We start from the raw sequence: 25,342 nt of genomic DNA on the forward strand, positions 1-25,342 counted from the left end.
TAAAAATGCACGAAAATTAAATCTAATTGAAAATCGTCCTCATTTACGAAAACCAATATATGTTCTTGTCCTCAATCGGCAAACGATATATGTTCTTGTCACCCGACATATGATGTGTCACATTATATTGTTGTTTTTTCCCCTTCTTTAAAAACTAAGTATCTAATTGCATAGAAAAAACCGTCTCCTCTTTTAACAGAAACGGTCATTATAGGTTGGAACTGTAAGCTGCGAAAGTTGAGCTAATTATTATAAACTCCAACAAGGATATATTGAAGTGAGTCCGACAGAATTGTATAAGGTGCTGTTTGGACTGTAAATGTTTTTCCGGGCTCAGTTAACGATTTGTTAGCAATGTCAATGAAACTAAAATTAGAATCTTGTACATAAAAATGTAGGTATAGATCGTTGCTCAAAACAGTCGTGGTCCCTTCATTCACTGCAGTCAATCGAACATTTGCTAAATGTGTGCCATTGGATTTAGTTTGTGTCATAACAGATGATTTAATTGGCCTAATATCCTCGTTAATTTTATCAGATAAAAAATGTAATTCATCACTAACAACTCCAGATGGTAAATAAGCTGGATCAACATTTAGGTTAACTATATTCTTAGATTTATCCCAAGTAGTATCAATGTGGAAAGCAGTAGTAATAATACTTAAAGGAACAAACATACTTCCTTTGTACAAAGTAGGAATTGTGTCCATTTCCGATGTAATACCATTGATTTCAACTTTATTTTTGCCTACTTCCATCTTTATAGTATAGTATTTTTCACTAGCGTTCAGATCATTTTTTCTTGAGATGACTGCCGTTTTATTAGCTGCGTTGTAGGTTACATCTGTGGATAATAAATTAGATAGGCTACGCAAAGGAACCATTAATCGATTTTCTTTATCTACATAAGGCGCTAATGGGGAAGTATAGACTACATAAAATTGATTAAGTTTTAAAATTACTGTTGAGTTTAACGTGTTATTAGAAGCCGAGACTGTTAAAGTAGGAACAGAAATCAGTAAGACTATCAGCGAAAGCAAGAAGGGGATTCTCCTCATGAATTCATTACACCAACCTCTCAATACGAATTAGTTAAGACACTTTTTACATTAATGAACTAGTGATTTACCAATAGCTAATCGGATATGATGAAGTTTTGTCTAATCCATCCCCATTTCCCCCCGAGTTGCGTAATACCTGCCATAATTCCTGTTAATACGATTGGTCCAATATCCTCCGTCAGATCAAGCCTATGGCATAAGAAAGATGCGGCATATTCCAACGGATTTTCTGTATTACTCACTGCATCCGATACCACTAAATAATAATCATGGACGGCCGTTGACGAGTTCTCCCCTATTTCCTCCATCTGACGGACCAACGTTAATACTTGTTCATGCAATTCGGTTGCTTGTTCTTTCGGATAAAGATTATAAAGGGCTAATAAATCAAGCCCAAGCGAAGCCAGTATGAACTCAAACTGAGCCCATTCCTCAGGGATATCCTTAAAAATTACATCGTAGCCTATTATTTCGCTTTTGACATATTCCCACTTCAATGGAAGATCATCCATAGCTGCCTTGAAGACAAATGCCACTGCCATATCGGAACTTATTGAATTTATAGCAGATTCTCTAACAACCGACATTTCCCCTTGTTCCTGCATTGTTGCTAGCCACTTTTCCGTTACGGTACGCTTAACAATACCTCCTTTACCATCGGATAATTCCAGCGTAGTTTTCTTTCCGAACAAGCGATCAAATAGCCCTACTGAGAACTGTGTCATATCTTAACTCCCCTATGCGCATGATTATTTATTTATACTTTCTATTCCTGTACCTATCAGCTGCATCTGAGTTTAGGTTTTTATATTACTTAATATTCTTTGTCTATCTCAACTAGTGTCTGCTTAAACTTGGGGCATTCCCTTATCCTAAATCATATATGACCAATTTTTTAAGAAAAAACTTGTTGCAAGGGTGCGCCGGCCACTTTATAGTTTGTCCCATATTCGCCATGGATGGATTATTCCAGCAGTTAGCACAAGCGGCTTTCGATCCATGTCTGCAGCCGCGTCTTAGTTATTTAAGCTCTAAGAATAGAACCAATGGGAGTCCCGTTAGCTTAATCACTTCCACCAAAGACCATGACATATCCATCCAGATCCTTAACAGCGAAATGTTTCCATTGTCTATTCTGACTCATAAAATGTAAAATTCTTCATCAATCACTCATACCCTTTATTCTAAAGCATTTTTTTCATAATACTGCCCGTTAGCGCAAAACGGCTGCCGATCCATGCCGGCAGCCGCGTCTTAGTTATTTATTAAGCTATAGTGTCCCGTTAGCATAACAAAAGCTCCGATGTGTAGTATGCGGTTTACTATTTCTTTAATTTTTTGTTTAATTGCATGGCTTCCGTTAAATTATTTGCTGGATAGCTAAGAATAGAAGTACCACCAGTATTGAAAATTAAGAACTCCTCTTTGTTAAATTCTAATGAGATTTCTGTCATATCCGAATTTATATAGGCAGTTCCAATAAGGGTGCGAGTAGCTTTATCATAAGTTACAATCTGGAAACCATTCGCGAGTATAGTATGCTTAAATTCAGTCCCTCCAATGTTCATTGATCCAATAAATGTATTTTCACTTTTATCATAGGTACCATCGAGTTGGATGGGAATTGTCTTATGAATTTGAGTTTCAATGTTGTATGCAATAGCATTACCTGTTATCTTGATCGACTTTGTTGGGGTTGAGAGGAACAAGTAAACAACACCTATACTTATCAGAATACCTAATGTAATGCACATCAGATAAATTCTTATTTTATTCAATGTTCCCCCCCCCCGAATTACACCAATCAATTTGTTTACAAATTATAACTTTTTGTGTAATCATTTATACAGTCTTATTGTCTTTTGTTGCGTTAATCTGCCCTTTAGCGCAACGCGGCTGCCGATCCATGCCGGCAGCCGCGTTTTAATTAAGCTATAGTGTCCCGTTAGTTCAATAGCAAATTAATTACAACTCGATATTTCTCGTAAACCAACACCGAACAGCTTGACCCTTACTTACTTTTATTTGAATAAATTTGTGTAATTAAAACTACGTAAATTATTGTTAGCACTATTATGATCACTATTAGACGAGGCATATCAATATAGTATATGCGGTTAAACCCGTTTATATCACCAGGAGCAAGTTGTTTCCAAATGGGTGCAAACGCTACGCTATCAATTGTTCTACTGTTTTCCTGACCCCAATAAGTTCGTTGAGGAACTAATAGAATACCAAATACAAGTACCAGGAAGATATACATGTAAGTAATTATATTTCGCATGATTGAATAAACTCCTTTTTAGTTATTTGATGCGTTACTTATTATTTAACTTATTTGGGCCACTAAGTTTACTTGGTTTCCGGACATGTTCACCTAAATGTATTATTTCCCTCCCCTTTTTATGATATTTCGTAAGTATCAAGTCTGTCTCGTTTTTATATTCATCAAAATCAGCAAGCAGGTCGAACAGATTAGAACATACTTTTCTATAGTAATATCAAACTATCCTGCCCGTTAGTTGAGAAAAGGCAGCCGATCTCAAGAAGTCAGCTACCTTCAAATGTCTTTTATTGAGCTATCGTGTCCCGTTAGCTGAATGGGTCAATTGAAAAATATCAATTCTACGATTAGCCTTCAAATCATTTAACTTTTCCTGCTGGATATCTTCTTATAAATATAGACAATCGGAAACCACAAAAATATAGCGTGAATGAATCCGATAAACGACGCAATTAGTACACAAGCTGGAACGCCAATCATACCTGCTTTAACGCCACTCGCAATTACTTTTTCGCCGTATTGATAAACTACTTCATTTGTAAAAAATGAAGCTATAAGCAATCCAATTCCAACAATCAAACCAAAAATAGAATAAATAAATACTGTTTTTCGTATGATTTTTTTCAACATCGCAATTTCCCGCCCGTTCCGTCTAGTTTTAATAATGTAATTTTAGTTGATATTGAATTATTCGGCGAAGTGGATTAAATAATCCTGCCCGTTAGCGTAACGAAAAAAGCAACCGAATCGATAATCGGCTGCCTTCTTGTTGCGATTGAACTATCGTGTCCCGTTAGCATTCCTTTAGATGGATTAATTTCATCTTTGCAAAAAGAAAAGCGCCTCGGTACGATGGGAGTACGCAACGGGTCATAGCCCTTAAAATCCCATCATCCAGGAGGACGCTCTACTATGAAGTTTAAGGCACAGGAGAAACAAAATCAACTCATTGAAAAGATTACCGCCAAGCACCTCGTCGTCGGGATCGACATCGCCCAGCAAACTCATGTAGCACGTGCGGTGAACTTTCGAGGAATCGCCATTGGGAATCCCCTTTCCTTTTCAAACGATGAAGAAGGATTTCACAATCTCCTTCGGTGGGTGCAATCTCTACAAGCATCACACACTCTAACTAACAACATTGTCGGGATGGAACCTACCGGTCACTACTGGCTTAACCTTTCCAAGTGGCTCTCGGATCACCAATTCGAAGTCGTTCTTGTCAATCCTCATCTCGTGAAAAAGAACAAAGAAAACCGTGACAATACGCCTTCCAAGAGCGACAAAAAGGATGCACTTGTTATTGCAGATATGGTCAAAAACGGCTATTACTCTTTCATTCGCAGCACGCCTGAGGAATTTGAAGAGCTGCGTGTTTATCTCTCAAACCGCGACTCTGTCGTGACGAGACTCGTGAGTGCTAAAAACCAAATCCATCGCTTTGTTGACATTGTTTTCCCCGAGTTGCGGCAGGTATTTAAGAACCTCATGTGCACCGGTTCGTTGGCCACACTTCGTCTTTTTCCTACACCTGAAGAACTTCGAAAACTACAGCCAAGAGAAATCATCGAAGGCTGGAAATCACTGATGAAGCGTCATTCTGGTGAGCGAAAAGCTCGAGCTCTTATCGCCCCTGCTAGTAGCTCTGTGGGTTCTAGACAAGCCACGAATGCCTACAAGCTTCACTTGAAGCAGTTACTCGATGAATACGACCTTGCTTGCCAGCAGCTAAGCATAGTAGAAGCGGAGATTATCGCCGTGTTAGATCGCATACCTTTTGCTAAATCCATGCTTGCTGTCAAAGGAATTAGCGCCATTTCACTCGCTGGAATTCTTGGTGAAGCCGGCGATTTAAGCGGATTTGTTCATGGCAATGCTCTACTGCGGCATGCTGGCCTTAACCTCGCAGAAGCAAGCTCTGGGAAATGGACGGGTCAGATGAAGATTAGTAAACGTGGACGATCTCGCCTCCGCCGTTTCATCTTTATGATGGCCATGAGTTTAATTGCGAACAATCCGGAGTTCAAAGCGATCCATACGTACAATGTTCAAGTGAAAAAGATGAAGAAAATGAGGTCCCTGATGAAACTATGTGGTAAATTAGCTCGCATTCTCGTAGGGATGGCTCGTAGCAACGAGGCATACAATCCTCATAAAACGATGTCAACTCAACTAGCAGCTTAAGCTTAATATAACCGTTTCGTCGTACGAATTTTGGCTTATTCGCAGGGTTTCAAAGAAAGCACGGAGTACCGGATACATTCAACCAAAGGGCACCGACCCGTACCGTTAGCAAGACCGGCCTCCACCCCTTGGACAGGCGTAACGAAGGAATGAGAGGGCAAAGACCCGTTGAGACATGGGAGTGAGAACCTCCAGGGGCGGCGTGGAGAATGTGTGCAGCATATGGAAGAATATGGGGTTCTAACCTCCCCCTTTATTTCCTCGCGCCTTCATATTGTCCTGGTCTTCAATTAGCTTTCTCTAACTATCTTTCCGTATTTCAAGCAAGGGCGAAATCACTTGCTCACTTCATCGACTTTGCCAGCTTGACCATCATCTCCTTGGACAAGGCTCCACTGTCAATTTTAATAAAAGTACCATCTTGTACCCAACGAAGATATCCACCAGGTTTGTGATTAGCCCATGGTACAAATCGCGCTTCGATTCCGTTTATGTTGATTTTTTCTCCTCTTACATCAAATTTAAATTCCTCAACAATAGTTTTATCTGTACTAGTATGGTTACGAACATCACTTATGGTTTCAACTCGCCTGATTTTATAGCCATCCGACTTATGTTCTTCTATTCCAAACAGCCCCAAACCCAAGTGGTTATGAACCAGAAAGCAAAACAGCGCCGATCGCAATGCCGGAAGAAGTGGCATGACGATGGCGCTGTTTTGTTATGCTTATAAATTATGATTTGCTTTGATAAATGAGTAGTGCATTGCTCAATTCACGACCAGGAGATGTTAGATAAGAACCTTGATAGTACAACCCGCTCGATGCCCCGCCATCTAATCCCATCGCTTGATACGCATCTACCTGCAGCATCACTTGTGCCAGTTCTGTTACTTTCGCACCCGGTATGGTTACCAATATGAGCTTATGATCTCTCGTTACTCCCACAGCACTGCGAGAACCGCTGTTCGTAAGAATCTTTGGATCTCTGAATCCTTCTGTTGCTGGATCAACCTTGACTTCTCCGTTTGTCACAAGGCGCGGACCTGCCTGCAGGGCGCCATATATTTGCCCTTCCTTCACACGTATCTGAAAGTCTTGCCCCGACAGTATTTCCACTTGATTATCTTTCGTGAACACCAAAACAGATCGCTTATCACCTGGACTCTTATTTACTACAGTTCCATTCTGCACGATATATCCAAATGGATTCTGTATCCCTGTGTTAGAATACGCATCAAAATACGTTCCATTCATTGCTGCCACAGCATTATTAACTGTTGCCATATGCTTTAAAGAATCTACTGTTCCAATCTTGTTGTTAGCTACAGCAACACCTAACTGAATATCCTTGCTCAACAGATCGATTTGCAGGATCGTGGCTTTTATCTGTTTTTGACCGACATTGAACGTTTGCTGTTTCTTCGTTATTGGCTGTGACGATACCTCGCGTTCTAGTGAAATAATAGGCAATTTCGAGGGTTGTTCACCATTTTGAAAGACCAGCGTAGAACCAGATTTATCCCATTCCAAAGGCAGGTTCATCGCATCAATCATGACGCGAATCGGTACATAGGTAACTCCTCCGCGCACGAATGGTGCAGCATCTACCTGAATCGTGTTATCATTCCAAATTGCCGTCTTCTTTCCTATTGTGAGAATGATCTTATTCTGTTCCTTACTTACAGTAATCTCTTGAGCTTGCTCGTTCCAAGCCACACTATACTTCAATTGCTCACTCAAATAGCGGATAGGTACATAAGTTCGATTGGATTTTGTATCCATATAGCCATAATTTCGTATTCCCCCTGCTTCAGCGACTTGCTGCCACGGTCCTCCAGCCAGTAACAGCGTTACTCCCAATAACACTAGCCAATAGTTCTTTCTCATCTCTGTGTCTTCAGCTCCCCTTGCTTTCGATATACCCACAATCAACAAAATAGGTAATATTACTTATATCGACATTTGGAGAACATCTATTTATGCTCGCCATAACGAAAAGCACCCCCTATAGTTACCATCGGTTTAAACAACAGGGTGTTTTTCCAATATTTACTATAAGGGGTGCCCTTCAAAAATGTCTGGGGCTTTTTTTGAATTACAAGAAAAGTCTTGAATAAGTTGTTTTGTTGGCATTAGTCACAGCCTTTTTCAATAAATCCTCTAAATAATCTTGTTGACGCTCGAAGCAACCTTCAACCCCGAAGGCGACATTCACTTCCTCACAAGCGCAGAAAAACAAATTCTAGTCCACGAAAAAGAGCGGCACGTACACCAAGTACGGGTCGCTCTCACTTTTCAGGAAAATTTCGCTCTATTTATGGTACGGTTCACCGTAATTAATCTTCAACTAAACTGCCCGTTAGTTGAGAAAGGCAGCTGATCTAAGTGATCGCTGCCTTTGTAGTTGCATATTGCACTATAGTGTCCCCTTAGCGTAGAAATGAAGCTTAAATATCACGAATTTACGCACCAAACAGCCAGAAAGTTTCATTCGCCTATCTGGCTCGAAAATAAAGTTCAGCGCAGTTCAGTGAGCACCTGACAGAGTCGTTCAAAGGCGGGTTTCGGCGAATAATCGTCTCGTAAGATTCCAAACTGATAGAACATGTTGTCCTTACTGCTGTCCGCATCGCGAAGCGTGAACAATTCCCAATGTGTTACGTTAAGTTCGAACCGGTTCGCGTATGCGGTACATAGAACGGTCTCTATTGCAAAGGACTGATGTTCTTCTGAGCGTTCGGGACCGGTAGGCCAGCCGGTCTCACAAATATGAATCGGCACGTTCGGCCCGATCCCCGCTATCGGCAAGGCTAACTCACGGAAAGAACGTAGCAGTTGCTCAGTAGCGCTGGCTAGTTCGTTCTTAACAATACGACCGCCAAATACATCCGGATACATGTCCAGTCCGACATAGTCCAAGGAATCAACGAACTCTGTTCCGCCGAGTTTGGCTAGACTCGGCCAAAAGGTCCCTGAGTGCGGATCAATCTCCGGAACAACGGCGAAGCCAATCGAAGCGTTCCGATCGGATCCTCGCTTTGCCCGTCCTGCCGCAATTACCCCTTTAACCAGAGCTTCTATGGCTCTCGGCGAGCTGCCGTCGGCAGCCTCCGAGAATCCCACCAGATTGATTTCACTCGTTACTTGTACGTTGGACAAGTGGTTACCATATCTGGTTACCACGAGTTTCACAAAATCGATCCAAGCATCGACGTCGCCGCGTGGATCTCTGTAGCACAAGACCATATCCCATGATGCTGGAATCGAAGCCATCTGGCCAATATGTTGTAAAGCCCCCTCCGTCGACTCGGCTCCAGTCCAACTTATATACCAGCGGATTAATAACGGCTCGCCATCTCCCTGCAGCCGTTTCATTGCGAGAACCATCTGCTCGAAATCATCGGGCGGGCCTGTTGCAACCCCGTCGGGGCCGCCTGACAGCCCGAGTGGAAATACTCCGAATGTAAACGATTCAGTCTCATTTACGTGATCAGTACTACTCATTCAGCACCACTCCTTCAGATTAACCAATTATTACTGTACCAATTAAATCTGTCATTAAACTCAAAATCGCTGCTAACAAGAAAACACTGGTGATTCATTAATCACTTGGGATTCCCCTGTTATTTTATTAACCATATATTGCTCCTTAATATTAACATATATTGGAACTAACCTGCCCGTTAGCTCAATAATCTGCGATAAAACATAGTTTAAAACATGAATGTATTTCCCTTTAAATCACTATCCGCGACAATGTAGGTAACTTTGTGTCAAATAACGATTATGTAGGCACATTTGTGCATTTTTTCATGACACAAATGTGCCTACAAAAAATAAGAAAAGCCTGATTTATCAAGCTTTTCACCGTCAAGTTATGTTGGCACTTTTGTGTCATTGGACAGTACACAATAAAAACAGCACCTTTCAGGTGCTGTTAATCTTCGTCGCCGTACCATGGATTTAAATGAACTAACACTTCTTCAACTTCTGGATGCTGATTCATAATGGATTGTTTAATATGCCTAGATATATCATGTCCTTCTTGTATACTTAATTCCGCCTGAATTCCGACTCTTACATCAATAATAATGTAATGGCCATGTTCTCTTGCGCGAATTTTATCAATTCGCTTTACCTCTTGAACGGATTGTACTCGATGGATGTATGCATCCATTTTCTCTTGATCTACAGTCTTTTCCATCAGCACATCAACTGCTGCCTTCCCCATATGAATTGCGAGTTTTAACACAAAATAAGACACGATGATCCCAGCAATGGGATCTCCGTATGATAGAATATCAATCTGTAAATAATCCCCAAGTATTGCTAATCCAATACCGATTACTGCCGCAATGGATGCATATACATCGGCTAGATGATCATAAGCGGTTGCGATCAATCCATTGCTATTTGTTTTTTTTCCAATAGATATTGTATATAGGTAAAGTATTTGCTTCAGGATTAAAGAAAAGGATGCCGCAATCAGAGCGATGACTGTTGCTTTTTGTGGAGGCTCAAATAATACCATTACTGAATGATATGCCATATATACTGCAGCCAATACTAAAATAATGGCTACAATACCCGCACTTATTACTTCTGCTTTACCATGTCCATAAGGATGGTCATCATCAGGAGGTTGTTTGGACACTCTCATGGAGGTTAGAGCTGCACCAGTAGCAACAATGTCTCCTGCATTATGGACCCCGTCTGCAATTAAAACAGGACTATTGTAGAGTAATCCAACCATTAGTTTGATGACAGTCAATACGATATTACTAATAAAGCTGATCCATATCGCAAATGTTGATTGCTTGTTATAATCGTTCATTATTCTTTCCTCACATATCTTTAAACTGTTAAGGTCAACTAGAACATTCTAAACGATGATATTCGAGTGGGTCTAGAGAAACAGTGTTGCTTATAACCTTATAAGTTGATTATGGTCAAATCTTATGGTAGAACTAAAAACAATTGGTTATACGAAACTGATAACGTGATTTTATAGCGTAACTGCCTTATGTATTTTTTATAGTTTATTTGGAAATTCAACTTTATAGTAAGCAATGAATCCAGATGAAATCACCTGGATTCTGGGTTTATTCCTATATTAGCGCAATAATCTCGAAAGCAGAATTATCTCGGCTAATCGCATGATGAGACGTCTTCTGCGACCTCTAATTATAGAGCTTAAAATTAAAAAGTCTGTACCAACGGATAAAAGAGTACCAGTAAATACGCTGCCGGTAGTTGTAACTTGTACTTTCTTTCCCTGTAATAATTTTGCTTGTTGGCGAAATGTCATAAATATCAATCCTTTCACTTCATATAAGGATCGGGATAGATTGTTCCTAGTATTACTACGGATAAATTAAAACGAACCTCGTCCCGTAACGTCCCAAAGTTACCCCCTTATCCTTGCGCCCCATGCAACTCGATTCTCAATAGCCAAGTATGGTCCTTGTGCTTGTAATGCTCTACCAAATAGACCGGACGTCTTTAACACCCCCTTCCTATGAAGTACACGTTATGTTATGAAGATATCTCTCTACTTGCTTGGATTATTGTTACTAAACCAATGAATTATCTTCTCAATTCTCATGGGCCAAATAGGTCGGCATGAGCAGTATGGTGAAAGCCTCATGATCACCGTATTAAGAATTTCGCATAAGATCAGCCTCGAGTAGATGTACCATCCTGTTTGCGAGGAAAAAGCAGCAGATCGTCTGTCTGCCTCCATGTTTTTATTGAACAATGGTGTCCCGTTAGTTCAATCGTACCACCTGCTTATAAGTACAAAACGTCCACCAATGAAGCCATAAGGTCAACTCCATCAGTGGGCGTTATTTTAACGTTATTCTGTTTTTGAACTCCGCGCTTGTACTTCTCGCATAGCTAATCGAAAGATGAACGAAGACTAGAATTTAGATAATTGGTCCTCGGATCACTCCGAGGCTCACTTCATTTCAAATATCAAATTATCGACATTAGGCTCTAACTAATCTGTACTATATAGGCTTTATTAACAACCGCAACCTACACCACCGAGGCCACCTATACCACCCATACAAGCGCAAGCGACTATAACTAACAGGATGAACAACACAAGGATAGTAGCTGTATTTGTAAACAAACCTCCACGTAACTCGGACATTCCAACACCTCCCTATTACTGAGTACACGTTAGGTTATGAAGGCTGATTTCACTTTGTTTGGATGTTTGTTACTGGTTATTTCACTATATTGAAATAAAGACAATCATCATCTGATCCTCGGTGCAATTTCGAATATTTTCACAACGGATCGCAACACGAGTATGACGAAAATGCTCCATCATTGTTACTCCTTTTTTCTGCTGATCTATCTCAATAATTCCATTTATCACTTTATCTTGATATACATAGTTACTTTTGATTACTAGAATAAGCAGGCTTCAGTCGCCTACTTATTAATGTATATTATTCAACTATCGTGTCCCGTTAGTGTAACTAAGCAGCATTCAATGTTCATCCTTCGACTGAGATAGTAATAATTGCCGCTATTTTTACATCTCCTCTTTAATTTATATTTCCTAACCCTCTTTCGTATTATCCTGCCTACAGCGCATCAATTGGTCTTAGAATTCGGCGAAACGCCAGTCTACCACCGGATTCCGGTAATAACGTGTAGCAGCGGATCCGCCGGGAATGTCATAAAGTTGAAAACCTATAAATTCTGATATTACAAAAAAAGCGGGCTCTCCCACTAACTCAGAGTGCCCGATCAAATAGTTAAAAAATAGAATTACAGCAGAATCAAGATAGCGAACGCAGTGCTTCTGGGGTGAAAGGCTTCAGCTCGTCAAGCCGGCCATCGCGGACCTTAGCCGCCCATGCCGGATCAACCAGCAGTGCACGGCCGACTGCAACCAGATCGAACTCTCGATTGTTAAGCTTGTCTTTCAAGGTATCCACGTTCGCCGTACCTGCATTTTCCCCTCTAAACGAAGATAGAAACTCATTATCCAGACCTACGGAGCCCACAGTAATTGTAGGTTTGCCGGTTAATTTTTTAACCCAGCCTGCGAAATTCAGATCGGAACCGGCGAACTCCGGTTCCCAGAAGCGGCGGGTCGAACAGTGAAATACATCAACGCCCGCTTCTACAAGCGGCACAAGGAATTTGGCCAGTTCATCCGGATTGGCTGCCAATTTCGCCTCGTAATCACTTGATTTCCATTGCGATATCCGTAGTAGGATAGGGAAATCGGGTCCTACGGTGCGACGGCAAGCCGCAATAATTTCAGCCGCAAAACGGGTTCTTTTCACAAGGTCTCCGCCATAGCTGTCGGTGCGTTGGTTCGTTTTCTCCCAAAAATACTGATCGATCAAATAGCCGTGAGCACCATGAAGCTCAATCCCGTCAAAGCCGATCTGTTTGGCATCCGCCGCCGCTTGTGCATAAGCGGCAACAACGGAATCGATCCTTTCCTGGCTCATCGGCTCATTGACTTTTTCCCCGGTCGCGAGATCCAAGCCTGAAGGTCCGATCGGCAACTCCTCCGGGTTCGGAACGGCTCCTACCTTACGGTCCGTGCCGATATGCCACAACTGCGGCATAATCAGCCCACCGGCTTCATGTACTTCCGCGACGATGTTAGCCCAGCCCTTCAGTGCTTCCTCCCCATGGAAATTCGGAATATTCGGATTATTGGTGGCAGCCGGATCGTTGATCAGAGTGCCCTCCGTAATAATAAGCCCTACACCGTTCTCGGCACGGCGACGGTAATAAGCAGCCACATCAGGACCCGGCACTCCTCCGGGAGAGAAGGCTCTCGTCATTGGAGCCATGACGACCCGATTCTTTAGCTTCAAAGTACCAAGCTTGAAAGACTCGAATAAAGGTCCTAGTTTGGAGGCAGGTTGGATTTTATGATTATTCATTTTAGTATTACCTCCATTATGAATAAATTCTGGTTTAATAAGCCTCGCGACTTAAACTGTCATATATATTATTACAGTTATTGAATTTACTATACCATACTATTTGCAAAGCACTACTTTTTACATACCGCCTTCTTATTGTGATAATAATTTATACTTAACTCTGAAATCAGCGGGGTGTTTCCTAATTTCTTCATAAGGTTTCCACATTAACCGACCCTCCCTCCAAATTGAGGAGCCTACTCGTTGATAACCATCTATATTTTTAACATATGCAGCTGAAGAATACTGCCCGTTACATTAATGATATAGGCAGCCGATCGTTTGACCGGCTGCCTATATCATGATTTAACTATCGTGTCCCAAAAGCGCAATGACACTACCTGTTATAAGTTAGTTTAACAGAAGTGGCTTATTTTAAGCATGCCTGCTGCCGATGAGATCATATCAGGAATGTAACAAAGTTCTTGTCATCCGTCGGGAATGATATCAAGTTCTTGTCATTGTGTTTTGACAAGAACTTGATATCATAAAAATAAAAAGCCGCATAATTAGCGACTTCTAATGTTACTATGTTTTTGTCACCCGACATATGTCGTCGACCTTCACATTTTGTTGTTGCCCTTCACCAAAAATCACTTAAATAAAACCTCCCATAAGAGCTTTGAATCTAGTTTTTGCTCTTATGGATGGATATAATCTCGATGAACTATATTCTAACGTCTCTCATTCACGTAATCATGATAATGGCAAGCCTGGTACGATGATGACACTTAATTTTTGAACAGAATGTCGCCCACCTGCGTGGAAATGTTGAGTGTTGCACTCTCGGATTGAGCCTTACCAACATATCCATGGAGTTCTTTGGATACAACCTTTGTGGTATTTGTTGTTTTTTCAAGAGCAACCTGATTATAGATTTTTCCTATTGTTGTTGATAGATTTACATTTAGAGGTGCTGGTTGATCAGGTAGAGCGAATTCGACGTTACCAACGTTATTAGAAATGTTACTGCTTTCCATACCAATGACATCCGTTACAGTAATGTCGCCGGCACTGCTGCTCACATTTAAGTGTTGGACCCACAATTCTGACTCAACGGAAATGTTGCCCATTTTGTTTTCTATCTCAAGGGATTTGAATTCTTTATACGGAAGACGAATCGTTAAAGAGGGCAATGGTCCCGTATTTATGATCTTTTGTTTATTTTCAAGTATAATCTGTAATGTTCCATCTTGGGTCGACGTAGTCACGTTGGTATCCATTCCATGTGAGTTGCCCTTGGATAATTCCAATTCTGCTTGATTGATTTGTTTGTCGCCTATGACTGTAACTATAGCAGCGTTACTCTGAATTTTTAAGGAAAGAATGTTAGTAACATCTATTTGAGAAATATCCCCTTTTACTGCATTCGATACATTTGTGTTTGTCGATATAGAAGAGTTTTGCTGGAACAAACTAGATGTACTAGTGACTTTCGTACATCCGGCGAGTCCGATACTGGCAGCGGCCAGGAGAATCATAGCTAACTTCATATTGTTGTTCAAACGTTTATCTTCCTTTCTTCTGCAATAGATGTGTTGACTAACCAGTCTTCGAATCGAATCGTTCGTACTTATGCTTCCTACTCTTTTCTCCTCTCGCTCTCTCATAACGATATCTTACAGGACGTAATCTTCTTTTTTCTTACATTACTCTTACGAATTTCTTAAGCTGACTCTATGTGCTATAGTGTCCCGTTCATTTCACTTTTCTGATTCAATAAATGAATTCGTAATAGGAGGACTCGGTTCCCAACTAATTTCACCTTGCACCTCCATAAAATGAACGAATGAACGCAAAAAGCACCCCTCTCACCAAAGTAAGAGAGGTGCTACCCCATCCGTTTTGTATAATTTCATAAATTATAGCATAGTTACCTTTTCTCTAGCAATTCTTACCTTATTTGCTCTGCGTCTTCAAATTTTTATCCAAAAACTTGATCATTATATTGAAGAAATCGATCAAGTTTTCTTCGTTGGTAAAGCCATGTCCTTCATCATCCTTGACCATATACTCCACTTGCACGCCGCGTTTTTTGAGTGCTTCGACAATTTGGTCGGATTCTGCTTTGTTCACCCGCGGATCATTAGCCCCTTGAGCCACGAATAAAGGAGTTACGATCTTATCGACGTGGAACACCGGCGAAACTTGCTTCAACATTACTTTGTCCTTTTCGACATCGCCGACACGTTCGTTTAAGAGATTTCTCATGGTCTCCCAATACGGTGGGATCGTTCCCAAGAACGAGAACATATTCGATATACCTACATAATCAACAGCAGCAGCATACAATTCCGGCGTTTTCGTAATGCCCGTCAAGGTTGAGTATCCGCCAAACGATCCGCCATAAATACCAACTCGTTTCGGATCAGCAATCCCTTGCTGAATCGCCCACTTCACACCGTCAGTAATATCATCTTGAATTTTCAATCCCCATTGTTTATCTCCTGCATCCATAAAGGACTTCCCATACCCCATTGATGCACGGAAATTCATTTGAAGTACGGCATACCCGCGGTTTGCGAGCAATTGTACTTCCGGGTTGAAGCCCCACATATCACGTGTCCACGGCCCACCATGCGGATTAACGATCATCGGCAGGTTTTGAGGCTTTTTATTTTTCGGTAATGTTAAGTAACCATGAATTGTTAATCCGTCTCTGCTCTTGTAAGAGATCGGATACATATCAGCCATCTGATCTGGTTTAAGCCACGGACTCAGATTACCTAAGGATGTTAACTCACCGGATACGCTATCGTACAAATAATACATCCCGTAAGTCTTGTCATTCGAAACACGAACGATCAGCCTCGTCATATCCTCGTTATAATCGTTTAGCCCGATTTCACTTTCACTGACGCCAAGCTTCTGCTGCAACTTGCGGTACATCGCCTCGAATTTATCATCGAAAAACGCCAAATGCGTTTTATCTGTCACATAGATAGCCGCCAGCATTTTATCTTGATTTTTGTCGTAAAATGCTCCAGTCACGTCAACTTCCGGATGCTGATACAGAACTTCTTCCTTACCCTTTAAATTCAGCTTGACGAGCGCCGTCTTGTCCCGACCGTTATTGGAGACCGCATAGATCGATTTACCGTCTGCCGAGAAACCAAGCGGATTTATCGTATCCCCAAAATTTAACGTAGCCAGCGGTTTGAACGCTTCTTCCTCCGTATCGCGGTACAACAATGTACTTACGACACCGTCGCTCTCAGAAGCGAGTCGAATCTTACCTTGGCGATCAGCTACCCATGCCATAATGTTCCCTGGGTTTTTGGCGATCAGCTTCGTTTCCCCTGTCTTTACATTCAATTTATATACATCGAAGATGGCAGCATCTTCTTTATTCATCGAGATCAGAATTTCGTCTTTCACACCAGATAATTCGCTCACGAGTTGAACATTTACCTTATCGTAAGGCGTCAAATCGACTTCCTTATTGCCATTAAAAGTGGACGAATATACATGGAAATTCTCGTCTCCGCCCTTATCTTTGCGATATAGAATGTTATCGCCTTTCCAGAAGAAGCCGGCGATATCGCGATCTTTTGAGCTTGTCACGCGAATAGGTTCGCTTTTCTCTCCGATTTTCTCTACAAACACATTGGAACGGTTCTCCCAAGTACCCGCATAAGAAAGATACTTGCCATCTGGAGAAAGCTCATACCCAAAGCTGCCCGAACTCCGAAAGAAGTCTTCCACGGAAATTTGTGACACACCTCTGTCGTCCATCGTTGATAGCATTTTATTTCTGTAATTTTTAAGCATAATAGCCGCTTGAGCTACAGTCACTGGCTGATCTTCGTGTAAGCTTCCATCTGTATTCCCTTGAATGAGCCCAAGTGCCTTGGCGCTTGCCGCATATTCGGCCAAGCTCGTTTCTCCCTGTTCCTTGCCGAGTGCCCGCACCATCATGCGTGCCATCTCGCCGCGTTTGATTGGAGCGTCAACGGAAGTGATTTCTCCTTCCTTCAACCACCCTTTCTCGGAAGCAACCTTCATCGGATCGATGCCATGTTGATATGTAAGTGATACTACCGCATAGCGGATAAAATTTTTAACAGAAATTTCTTTATTTTGTTGTACCCCTTTGTCAACAATTCCCTTCGTTATAAGTGTCTGTACTCCATCTTGATACCATGGTGCTGCTTTTTTCGCTCCATCCTGTGCCATGACTGACACGGGAACGGATATGGCCATCATAGTCGCAATCGCTGCGGAGACTAGTCTTTTTCTTGTAATCATGCTTTAAGTTTCCCCTCTCTGCTGGCAGCGTTACCCTGAATTTTTAGGGAATGAATGTTATTTACATCTATTTGAGACGCAAAAAATATCAATTATACTCTACCAAGTTAACGAATATTGATTTGATCAATTTTGCGAATCGCCATGTATCCAACCGCTATCCCAATCACGGCTAGCAGAATCGTAGATTTCGTCTTTCTTCATATTCATATTGACATTCGGGACGACTTCCAGCCCTTGAAAAGCCTTGCTCAATCGAATCGTTCGTACTATATGCTCCATACTCTTTCCTCCTCTCGCTCTCTCATAACGATATCTTATAGGACGTAATCTTCTTTTTTCTTACTTTACTCTTACGAATTTCTTAAGCTGACTCTATGTGCGATGATGCTCATGAAAAACTTTTTTCAATTGAACGGTAAACACCGTTAACTCATAAGGCTTGCTGCGGAGGTGGATAGACCCGCCCATACTCACCACCAACCGCTTCGTAATCGTAAGACCCAGTCCGCTGCCTTGATAGAACTTATTCCGCGAATCTTCCAGCGTACATCCGTTCAAACACATGATCGATATGCATCGCATCAGTGAAAATAGTGGCTTTTCGTCTGAAGACCGGATTGCTCCGCAATTTCGGTGACCTGCATTTTCGTCTTTTCCAACAGCTCCTTGGCCTGATTTCGTCTACCGATAGCATCGGGTCATGGGTATGATAGCGGATGTACCCGATAATTTCTCCAATCATACCGCCAGAAAACTCCCACATACTTGCTTACGACTTACCTGTCGACGTCGAGCGATGAGGATCTGACCTTCCTCGTTCTCAATGATTACTGCCGTTACTTGGATTAATGTTCATTCACCCCAATACCTCTTGGAACTTTTTAACAACAACCTGCGTCAATCTAGTATATATCTACTCATACTAATCTTACGAAAGGGATGAACTATCCATGAGATCGCCTAATTCTATCTACAAGACTCAATCTTCACCCATCCGGCATTCCGCAGCATTAATTGCTTTTAAGCCGCTAATCATCGCCATGATCCTTATGCTTGTCGGGACAGCGATTCCTGTATCCGCTTCTGCTTCGGAGAAAGGAATCCATGATGCCTTGCAATTCACGCAAGTTGAATCAGGTAATTATTACTCGATCGCTCTTCGCAAGGACGGCTCGGTATGGACATGGGGACGCAACCTATTAGGCGAAATAGGGATACAAGAAACCGTTACCATATCGGAAACAGACGGGCCTGTTCGTCTGAGCTTGTTGTCGGATATCAAGCATATTGCTACTAGCGGAGACGGACACAATCTCGCAGTTAAGTCGGATGGAACGGTATGGACATGGGGAACAGCACCGCGTTCAGATGACAATAAGATCCATTCTGTACTGCCTCAGCAGGTGGCAGGAATTGCAAATGCAGTCACTGTTGCATCAGGCTCGGACTTTGGTGTAGCGCTTCGTCAAGACGGGAGCGTATGGTCGTGGCAGCGTGAGTTGAACAAGAATGATTCGAATGACGTTTGGAAACCCGCTGCTGTGAGCGGCATTGACAATGTGGTGCAGATACATGTATCCAACCACCAAGTCTATGCCGTGAAACGGGATGGCACCGTATGGAGCTGGAATGAACCATCACTCATGTCCAATTCCAATATCAAGACTCCTACTAAGCCTGTACTGATGAAAGGATTATCCAATATTCGTTCCGTCACTTCTAATGAGCAAGCCTTATTTGCGCTAGACAAGAAAGGCAAGGTCAGGACTTTGGACGCCAAGGGAAAGCTAACTCCCGTTCAACCTAAATTGACTGTTAAAGAAGTACGAGCAGCTAGCTTTTACACACTGTTCCTAACGACAGCAGGCGATGTATATAGCTATGGAAGAACGGTTACAGGCAAGCAAGGCAAGGTTAACGGCTTACCTAAGATCAAATCGATCAGCGCAGGAACCTACCACAATCAGGCGATCTCTGAACGCGGCGAAGTATGGGGTTGGGGCGGCAACCATTTTAATTCAGTTGGCGCAACGGCAGCTTCACCTGATGGCATGATCTATCTCCCGATTAAGACCAATATTGCTGTAGACATCATGATTGATGGACAAGTGATCAACTCGATATTTGCTCCGCGAGTGAGTGCAAATACAGTTCATATTCCGATAACTACGATTACCCGAGCACTCGGAGCACGGTTTGTGACCAATCAAGATCCATCGGGCACACTTTCCTATACGATTGAATATGAAGGCCGATCCTTCACGTTCCGCGGCGGGGAAAGTATTATTCTAGTGGATGACCAAGCTATCGAGCTCCCTGAATCTGTATCTTCTTTAACAGGTGCTGTCGCTGCTCCTTATCAACTCTTCGAGAAGGGACTCGGCCTTTCGATCACATGGGATTCAGAGCTGCAGCAGTTACGGATGAATACACAGGTGCAAGTACATTAAGCAGAACAGCGGATGGCCTCTGGCCACCCGCTGTTTTATCTCTCTCACCAGCTATCCATTGATTCCTCGATCCTACCCTGCTCAATTTTGTGTGTTATTCAACTATCGAGTCCCGTTAGCCTAATGATTTCTATTCCAATGATAAATACCTTATGTTGCTACAACCAGGTCTTAACGATTTCGGCAAGCGTTATTTTAGTTGATCCCTCGTCCGAAGGGTGAATTCCATCCGGAATAAGCCGGTCGAATTCGGCGGGATTTTCGTCTAACATTCTCAGCCAAACCGGGTAATGGTCTATGAGCAAAAGTTCGCGCTTGCAAGCCGTATCTCTGTACACCTGATAATATTGCTCAATCAGAGGACGAATTTCCAGGTGTTCCCGAACTGGTGGATTCATCGTCATCAACAGAATTTCGCAATTCTTGTTGGCAGCGTGAACTCGATCGATAAGATCATTCAGGTTTTCACCGCATTTCGTAACACTCGTCTGATAAGGTAAATATGAGTCGTTTATGGCGAATTCCAGAAAAACGGCGTCGGGAGCGAGAGCGATTACACGTTCCTCCAAATTTTCAAGTCCCCAGCCCGACCATTGTCCAGCTTTGGCGCTGTTGGTCAACTTAACTTGCCCTGGAAACCGGCGATCCAGAATCTCCTTTAATCCGCTGACCCAAGCGCCGCCTTCGGTTAGACTGGTTCCATAAACGACGATGTGCTGATGTTTGCCGTTTTCCAAATTGCTGATTGTTGCCGATAGGCTCATACTGCTCATCCTTCCATTTCTGATTTAGATAAAACAGTTTTTTGCTTATTCTATTCGCCCTTGAGCTAAACAATCCTGCCCGTTAGCGCAAAACGCGGCTGCCAATCTATGCCGGCAGCCGCGTTTTAGTAAATTATTAACCTATCGTTCCCAGTTAGCTCAATAACCTTAAATTGGAAAAAGACCTTTGCGCAAATGTAAAGTGCTAACACATACTAATTATGATGAGAATCGATAAAAAGGTTCTTACGTCATTAGGTTTTCAAGATAATTTGAATTGTTGTGCCTTGTGTAACCAAACAAATAGCAGCTGCTTTCGATGCTGGGGTTATAAACATTGAAATTTAGTAATGAGGTAGTACCATCGGAGCTGATACAACCACCCGTTAAGTAGATGTAATGGCACCGGGATCATAGTAGTCCAGCTATCGGGCTATTGAACAGGCACACCGGCCGCGACCGGTTGCTGCCACACTTGAAACTTATTGCCGTCCGGATCCTTGAAGTCCAGCTGCAATCCACAGCCTCCCTCATCGCGGACCGTCTCCTCCGTCCATACTCCTGACTATTACAATGAATCATACATGGTGTGAATATCATCCGTCTCGAAGCAGATCGGAAACATCTCGAACGGCGATCCGTCATCTGTCCAGCCGGTCGTCATGAAGTGCAACGGATGGCCGTCCCGGCAAGGCAGCAGGAATAACCATTGGCCTCTGTCCATAATCATGATCGCTCCGCGGCCCGGATAGATCCGTTTTTATTTATGAATAGTGAATAGGTAGTAGGTTCCAATAATATAAGTAGATCGTGTATATGACAGCGATTAATGCAAATATAAATTGCAATATGGAAACAATGTTTGCACCCTTAACTAGGGAAATTCCTTTGGTGATCAAAAGATAGAGGGCGACTATCATAGAGATAACTGGTAGAAGACTTATTCCCCATATATACCAAAATGGATATCCATAAACGACATGACTATTGCCATAAAAGAATTGAGTTACTGCAAAAATGGTATTTAATCCTGCGATGCCACCAATTGATAGTAAATTAATGGAATACTTCTTCTTTCTAACGAGACAAATGAACCCATAAATGAAACAAACTAAAAAGGTAATCACAAAAACCAGTCCACTACCAATATAGATTGACATTAAGGTAGTTTGTCTTTCCCAAAAAGATTTTTTAAGAAATGTAAAATCTACTGAACCAGATAATTCCCAGTGACCTTCTTTTTGTTTAAAGGTGAGTTGTTGTATACCACCTATTTCCTCAAATACACCTTTATCAGTTTGTAAAAATTCTTTGGTCTTTATTTCCTCTCCTTCATGTGGAAAAGAACCAGTTACCCTCAATTTATTATTAGATTGAGCTTCTACCTGTAAGATGGCAGCTCCTAAAAACTTTAACCATTTTCCCCAACCATGTTCTGGTGTTAAGGTTAATTCATATTGCCCTTCAATATCCTTTGTATTTATTCCTGAATTTGTAGGTGTAAGCACTATTTTTTGGGGAGTTGGTAAAAAATTGTTTGCAAATGTATTTACTACTTTCCAATGTAATTCGTCTCCAGATTGTACGGAGTTAGCAATTACAAACACTCCAACTTTTTGTGAAGGTATGAGAAACATTTTGGAAACATATCCGTTGATAACTCCTTTACCTATAATAAGTGGCTCACCGTTTGTTAACTTCCCATGAAATAAACCATATCCCACTCCATCTACTCTCGGATGACTTGTAAATTGTTGTGCCTGCATCTGCTTGATAGATGATGGTTGTATAATCGTCCTTCCCTTATACTTCCCTTGATTAAGTTGCATGATCATAAAAGGAGCCATATCTTGAGGAACGAGGTTTAACCCGCCACCCCCTGGTAAACTTATACGTGAATCCTTCATTCTTTGATACCCATCTCCTGTATAAGCATAACCAGAAGCTAGGTTTGGGTTTTTCTCAGGAAAATCAAAGGTAGCCCCATTCATATTCAGAGGTCCAAAGACATGTGTCTTCATATAACTTTGGAAGGATTGTTTTGTTATTTGTTCTACCAAATTTCCAGCTAAACCAAAACCAACGTTACTATATTGGAATTGTTCCCCTGGCTCTCGAATTGGGGCTTGGTTTGGAAAATAATATTTCAATATTTGGCGTGTATCCGATAGATCTTTGCTAGATAGAGCATCTCTAGCATAATAATACTCATCTAAGCCAGCTGTATGAGTCAGAAGATGATGCAATGTAATTGGGTAATTTTTGTAATTAGTGGTCTTGAAATCTGTTAAATATTTATTAATGTCTTGATGCAAATCAACTTTGTTCTGATCAACTAACTGCATGATTGCACTAGCTGTAAAAGTTTTAGCAAGAGATCCAGCTCGCATAATTGTTGTCGTTGCATCTAACTTTTTTTTCTTTTCTAAATCTGCATAACCATATCCTTTGCTGAACAGAATCTTATCACCTTTTGTAATTACCACGGCTGAACCAGGGATATGAAGTCTATCCATTTCTTCTTTCACTACACTATCCATCACTTTTTCTATATCAGATGATGTTTTGATATTGGAAGCATACATGACAGAAGGAAAACAGTTTGCGAATACTATTGACAATAACAAATAGAATGCAAGGAAACGATTTATTTTTTTCAATTTTAATCCCTCATTCATCTGGATATTCATTATATTTGATCTATTATGCATACACCTTAGATAGGTGATCCTATCAAAGGTATTACAATACATCTTCCTTTGTGACATTACGAATTGCAAAATAACTGAGTAATACTCCGCCTATACCAAATGAAATTGGGGTAAACAGCGTTCTTCCTAAGGAGAAATCTCTAAAACTAGAGGTGAGGATCTATCCGATTGATCGAAGAAAATTGATGCAAGCGAAGTTAATGACAATTGGGATATTCACATTTATTGCTACCATTGTTTCTAGTCTTTTTATAACAGGTTTAACTCGTGTTCTAATACAAACAATGTTTTTTTTAGTCGTTAACAGCTAATTGAATATACATGGTATTTTAACTCTTCTATTAATTCCCCATCTTTCATCAGCCCAATCGTATCTGCGGTTTGTTCGATTTCGCCCATGATATGACTAGAGATCAAAAATGTTATGCCATAATCTTTATTCAACCTCGTAAATAAATTTCGTATTTCTTTCATACTGATTGGATCAAGTCCATTTATAGGTTCATCAAGAATGAGGAACTCCGGTTTTGTTATGATCGCTCTAGCAATTCCAAGTTTCTGTTCATTCCAAGTGATAAATCATTTACTTTTTTTTGATCGACACCCTCTAATTTAAGCAGTTTTAACGTTTGGTCAATTGCATTTTTATTGTAATATCCCATAAAATTACAATGAAGTTCCAAATTCTCACGACCAGTCAGCTTCTCATAAAAATTTGGTATTCGATAATGCATAATACTCCCTATTCGTTTTAAATGTTCATAGGAAGTATTGCATAGATTTTGTCCAAAAAACTCAATCTCGCCACGGGTTGGTTGTAGGAGATTGGTAAGTATTTTCATAATGGAAGTCTTACCTGCTCCATTAGGACCTAATAGTCCATAAATTTCTCCTTTCTTAATCGTTATACTTACATTTGAAACAATTTCATTAACGTGTATTTTTTTTGGTTAGCAAATTGGTTCTCACGACATATTCCATGCCCATAACCTCGCCTTCTGTTATATAGATTAATAAATAAGATTGTCATTTTTCTGTTTTTTTTCTTACAAAAATCTTACAAATCACTAAGTTTCAAAAATTCAAAAGGTCATTTGATTGAATCGAACCGTGAAAACCGTTTTTTCATAAGGTTTACTATGTCGGCAGTCTCGCTCCGTCTGTGACCGTATCATTGACGTAAACAACCTCGCTGATATTTACCATTTTAATCCATGCGTTTGCGAGTGGTGTCAGCTACGCTGGTATTACCCCGATTAAGAAAATGAATATGGCATGCATTTCCTTTTCGTGGTATTTGTCGGCATCTCATCTATAGACATCGGCAAATTCGGTTGACGGGTCAAACATATGTACCGATAAAATAAAAAAACCGCGGTTTTGATATTATCCCCTTATGGTTGACAGTGAAGAAAAGTCCACTGGTACAATGGACTTGAAAGCTGCAACCGGAGGGGATTTTTCATGGCAAAAAAGGGACAAGTATTCATCCAATACACGGAACAATTAAAAAACGAAGCCATTCGACTTTATGAGTCAGGGGTAAGTTCTCGAGAAGTAGCGAAGCAATTGAATATACGTAGTAAATGTCAGGTGCTCGTTTGGGTTAAGAAGTCTCAAAAAGGAGTTTCGTTAGAAGATGGTCGTGGACAGAACACTTTCCACAAA

19 protein-coding genes and 2 pseudogenes are annotated in these 25,342 nt (G+C 41.2%); 3 read left to right on the plus strand and 18 right to left on the minus strand.

Features of this window, described 5'->3' with window-relative positions; translation table 11 throughout:
* Window positions 1-242: 242 nt before the first annotated feature.
* From C558_RS32915 to C558_RS0127995, 4 genes are all read right to left on the minus strand, one after another.
* Window positions 243-1,040 (minus strand): stalk domain-containing protein, encoded by a 798-nt coding sequence (locus tag C558_RS32915; protein WP_018759607.1) that lies wholly within the window; start codon window positions 1,038-1,040, stop codon window positions 243-245.
* A gap of 95 nt (window positions 1,041-1,135) precedes the next feature.
* Window positions 1,136-1,786 (minus strand): hypothetical protein, encoded by a 651-nt coding sequence (locus C558_RS0127980; protein WP_018759608.1) that lies wholly within the window; start codon window positions 1,784-1,786, stop codon window positions 1,136-1,138.
* A 597-nt stretch (window positions 1,787-2,383) separates the two neighbouring features.
* A complete protein-coding gene (locus C558_RS0127985) occupies window positions 2,384-2,839 on the minus strand; it encodes a hypothetical protein (protein WP_018759609.1) in 456 nt (151 codons plus the stop codon).
* A gap of 869 nt (window positions 2,840-3,708) precedes the next feature.
* The gene (locus tag C558_RS0127995; RefSeq protein ID WP_018759611.1) at window positions 3,709-3,975 is read right to left on the minus strand and encodes a hypothetical protein; all 267 of its coding nucleotides are present in this window, start codon (window positions 3,973-3,975) and stop codon (window positions 3,709-3,711) included.
* Window positions 3,976-4,257: 282 nt separating this feature from the next.
* Here C558_RS0127995 and C558_RS0128000 point away from each other — a divergent pair, with 282 nt between their 5' ends.
* Window positions 4,258-5,529: an IS110 family RNA-guided transposase gene (locus tag C558_RS0128000; protein WP_018759612.1), complete on the plus strand. Its 1,272-nt coding sequence runs from the start codon at window positions 4,258-4,260 to the stop codon at window positions 5,527-5,529.
* A gap of 343 nt (window positions 5,530-5,872) precedes the next feature.
* Here the strand turns inward: C558_RS0128000 and C558_RS32070 are convergent, their stop codons facing one another.
* The 10 genes and pseudogenes from C558_RS32070 to C558_RS0128055 form a co-directional block, all read right to left on the minus strand.
* Entirely contained in the window at window positions 5,873-6,175 is a 303-nt protein-coding gene (locus C558_RS32070; protein ID WP_018759613.1) for a DUF4367 domain-containing protein, read from the minus strand.
* 88 nt (window positions 6,176-6,263) lie between these two features.
* The gene (locus C558_RS0128010) at window positions 6,264-7,397 is read right to left on the minus strand and encodes a phosphodiester glycosidase family protein (RefSeq protein WP_245583895.1); all 1,134 of its coding nucleotides are present in this window, start codon (window positions 7,395-7,397) and stop codon (window positions 6,264-6,266) included.
* Window positions 7,398-8,048: 651 nt separating this feature from the next.
* Window positions 8,049-9,035, minus strand: a complete 987-nt coding sequence (locus tag C558_RS0128020) for a glycoside hydrolase 5 family protein (RefSeq protein WP_018759616.1) — start codon at window positions 9,033-9,035, stop codon at window positions 8,049-8,051.
* Between the two features lie 433 nt (window positions 9,036-9,468).
* On the minus strand, window positions 9,469-10,365 hold the full coding sequence (locus C558_RS0128025; RefSeq protein WP_018759617.1) for a cation diffusion facilitator family transporter: 897 nt from the start codon (window positions 10,363-10,365) through the stop codon (window positions 9,469-9,471).
* 1,191 nt (window positions 10,366-11,556) lie between these two features.
* Complete coding sequence (gene yjcZ, locus C558_RS35060; RefSeq protein ID WP_083927297.1) at window positions 11,557-11,688, minus strand: sporulation protein YjcZ; 132 nt, start codon at window positions 11,686-11,688, stop codon at window positions 11,557-11,559.
* Window positions 11,689-12,328: 640 nt separating this feature from the next.
* Window positions 12,329-13,456 (minus strand): NADH:flavin oxidoreductase, encoded by a 1,128-nt coding sequence (locus C558_RS0128030; RefSeq protein WP_018759618.1) that lies wholly within the window; start codon window positions 13,454-13,456, stop codon window positions 12,329-12,331.
* Between the two features lie 773 nt (window positions 13,457-14,229).
* Window positions 14,230-15,003 (minus strand): DUF4097 family beta strand repeat-containing protein, encoded by a 774-nt coding sequence (locus tag C558_RS0128040; RefSeq protein WP_018759620.1) that lies wholly within the window; start codon window positions 15,001-15,003, stop codon window positions 14,230-14,232.
* Window positions 15,004-15,397: 394 nt separating this feature from the next.
* Window positions 15,398-17,746 (minus strand): S9 family peptidase, encoded by a 2,349-nt coding sequence (locus tag C558_RS0128045; protein ID WP_018759621.1) that lies wholly within the window; start codon window positions 17,744-17,746, stop codon window positions 15,398-15,400.
* A 126-nt stretch (window positions 17,747-17,872) separates the two neighbouring features.
* On the minus strand, window positions 17,873-18,028 hold the full coding sequence (locus C558_RS35130; protein WP_018759622.1) for a hypothetical protein: 156 nt from the start codon (window positions 18,026-18,028) through the stop codon (window positions 17,873-17,875).
* Between the two features lie 93 nt (window positions 18,029-18,121).
* A pseudogene (locus C558_RS0128055) lies at window positions 18,122-18,332 on the minus strand (ATP-binding protein); the annotation flags it as partial.
* Window positions 18,333-18,699: 367 nt separating this feature from the next.
* Here C558_RS0128055 and C558_RS0128060 point away from each other — a divergent pair.
* Complete coding sequence (locus tag C558_RS0128060; protein WP_018759623.1) at window positions 18,700-20,199, plus strand: stalk domain-containing protein; 1,500 nt, start codon at window positions 18,700-18,702, stop codon at window positions 20,197-20,199.
* Between the two features lie 158 nt (window positions 20,200-20,357).
* On the opposite strand, the gene C558_RS0128065 is transcribed toward C558_RS0128060, so the two are convergent.
* The 4 genes and pseudogenes from C558_RS0128065 to C558_RS33485 form a co-directional block, all read right to left on the minus strand.
* Window positions 20,358-20,963, minus strand: coding sequence for an SGNH/GDSL hydrolase family protein (locus C558_RS0128065; RefSeq protein ID WP_018759624.1), 606 nt, complete (start codon window positions 20,961-20,963; stop codon window positions 20,358-20,360).
* A gap of 568 nt (window positions 20,964-21,531) precedes the next feature.
* The gene (locus C558_RS34860) at window positions 21,532-21,687 is read right to left on the minus strand and encodes a hypothetical protein (RefSeq protein WP_018759625.1); all 156 of its coding nucleotides are present in this window, start codon (window positions 21,685-21,687) and stop codon (window positions 21,532-21,534) included.
* 40 nt (window positions 21,688-21,727) lie between these two features.
* Window positions 21,728-23,641, minus strand: coding sequence for a serine hydrolase domain-containing protein (locus C558_RS0128080; RefSeq protein WP_026264180.1), 1,914 nt, complete (start codon window positions 23,639-23,641; stop codon window positions 21,728-21,730).
* A gap of 363 nt (window positions 23,642-24,004) precedes the next feature.
* Window positions 24,005-24,655, minus strand: a pseudogene (locus C558_RS33485) (ATP-binding cassette domain-containing protein); the annotation flags it as partial.
* Window positions 24,656-25,138: 483 nt separating this feature from the next.
* Here C558_RS33485 and C558_RS0128090 point away from each other — a divergent pair.
* The coding region (locus C558_RS0128090; protein WP_018759627.1) for a transposase at window positions 25,139-25,342 on the plus strand (204 nt) is incomplete at its 3' end.

This window comes from Paenibacillus terrigena DSM 21567, from assembly GCF_000374845.1.
GTDB classification, from domain to species: Bacteria; Bacillota; Bacilli; order Paenibacillales; family Paenibacillaceae; genus Paenibacillus_K; species Paenibacillus_K terrigena.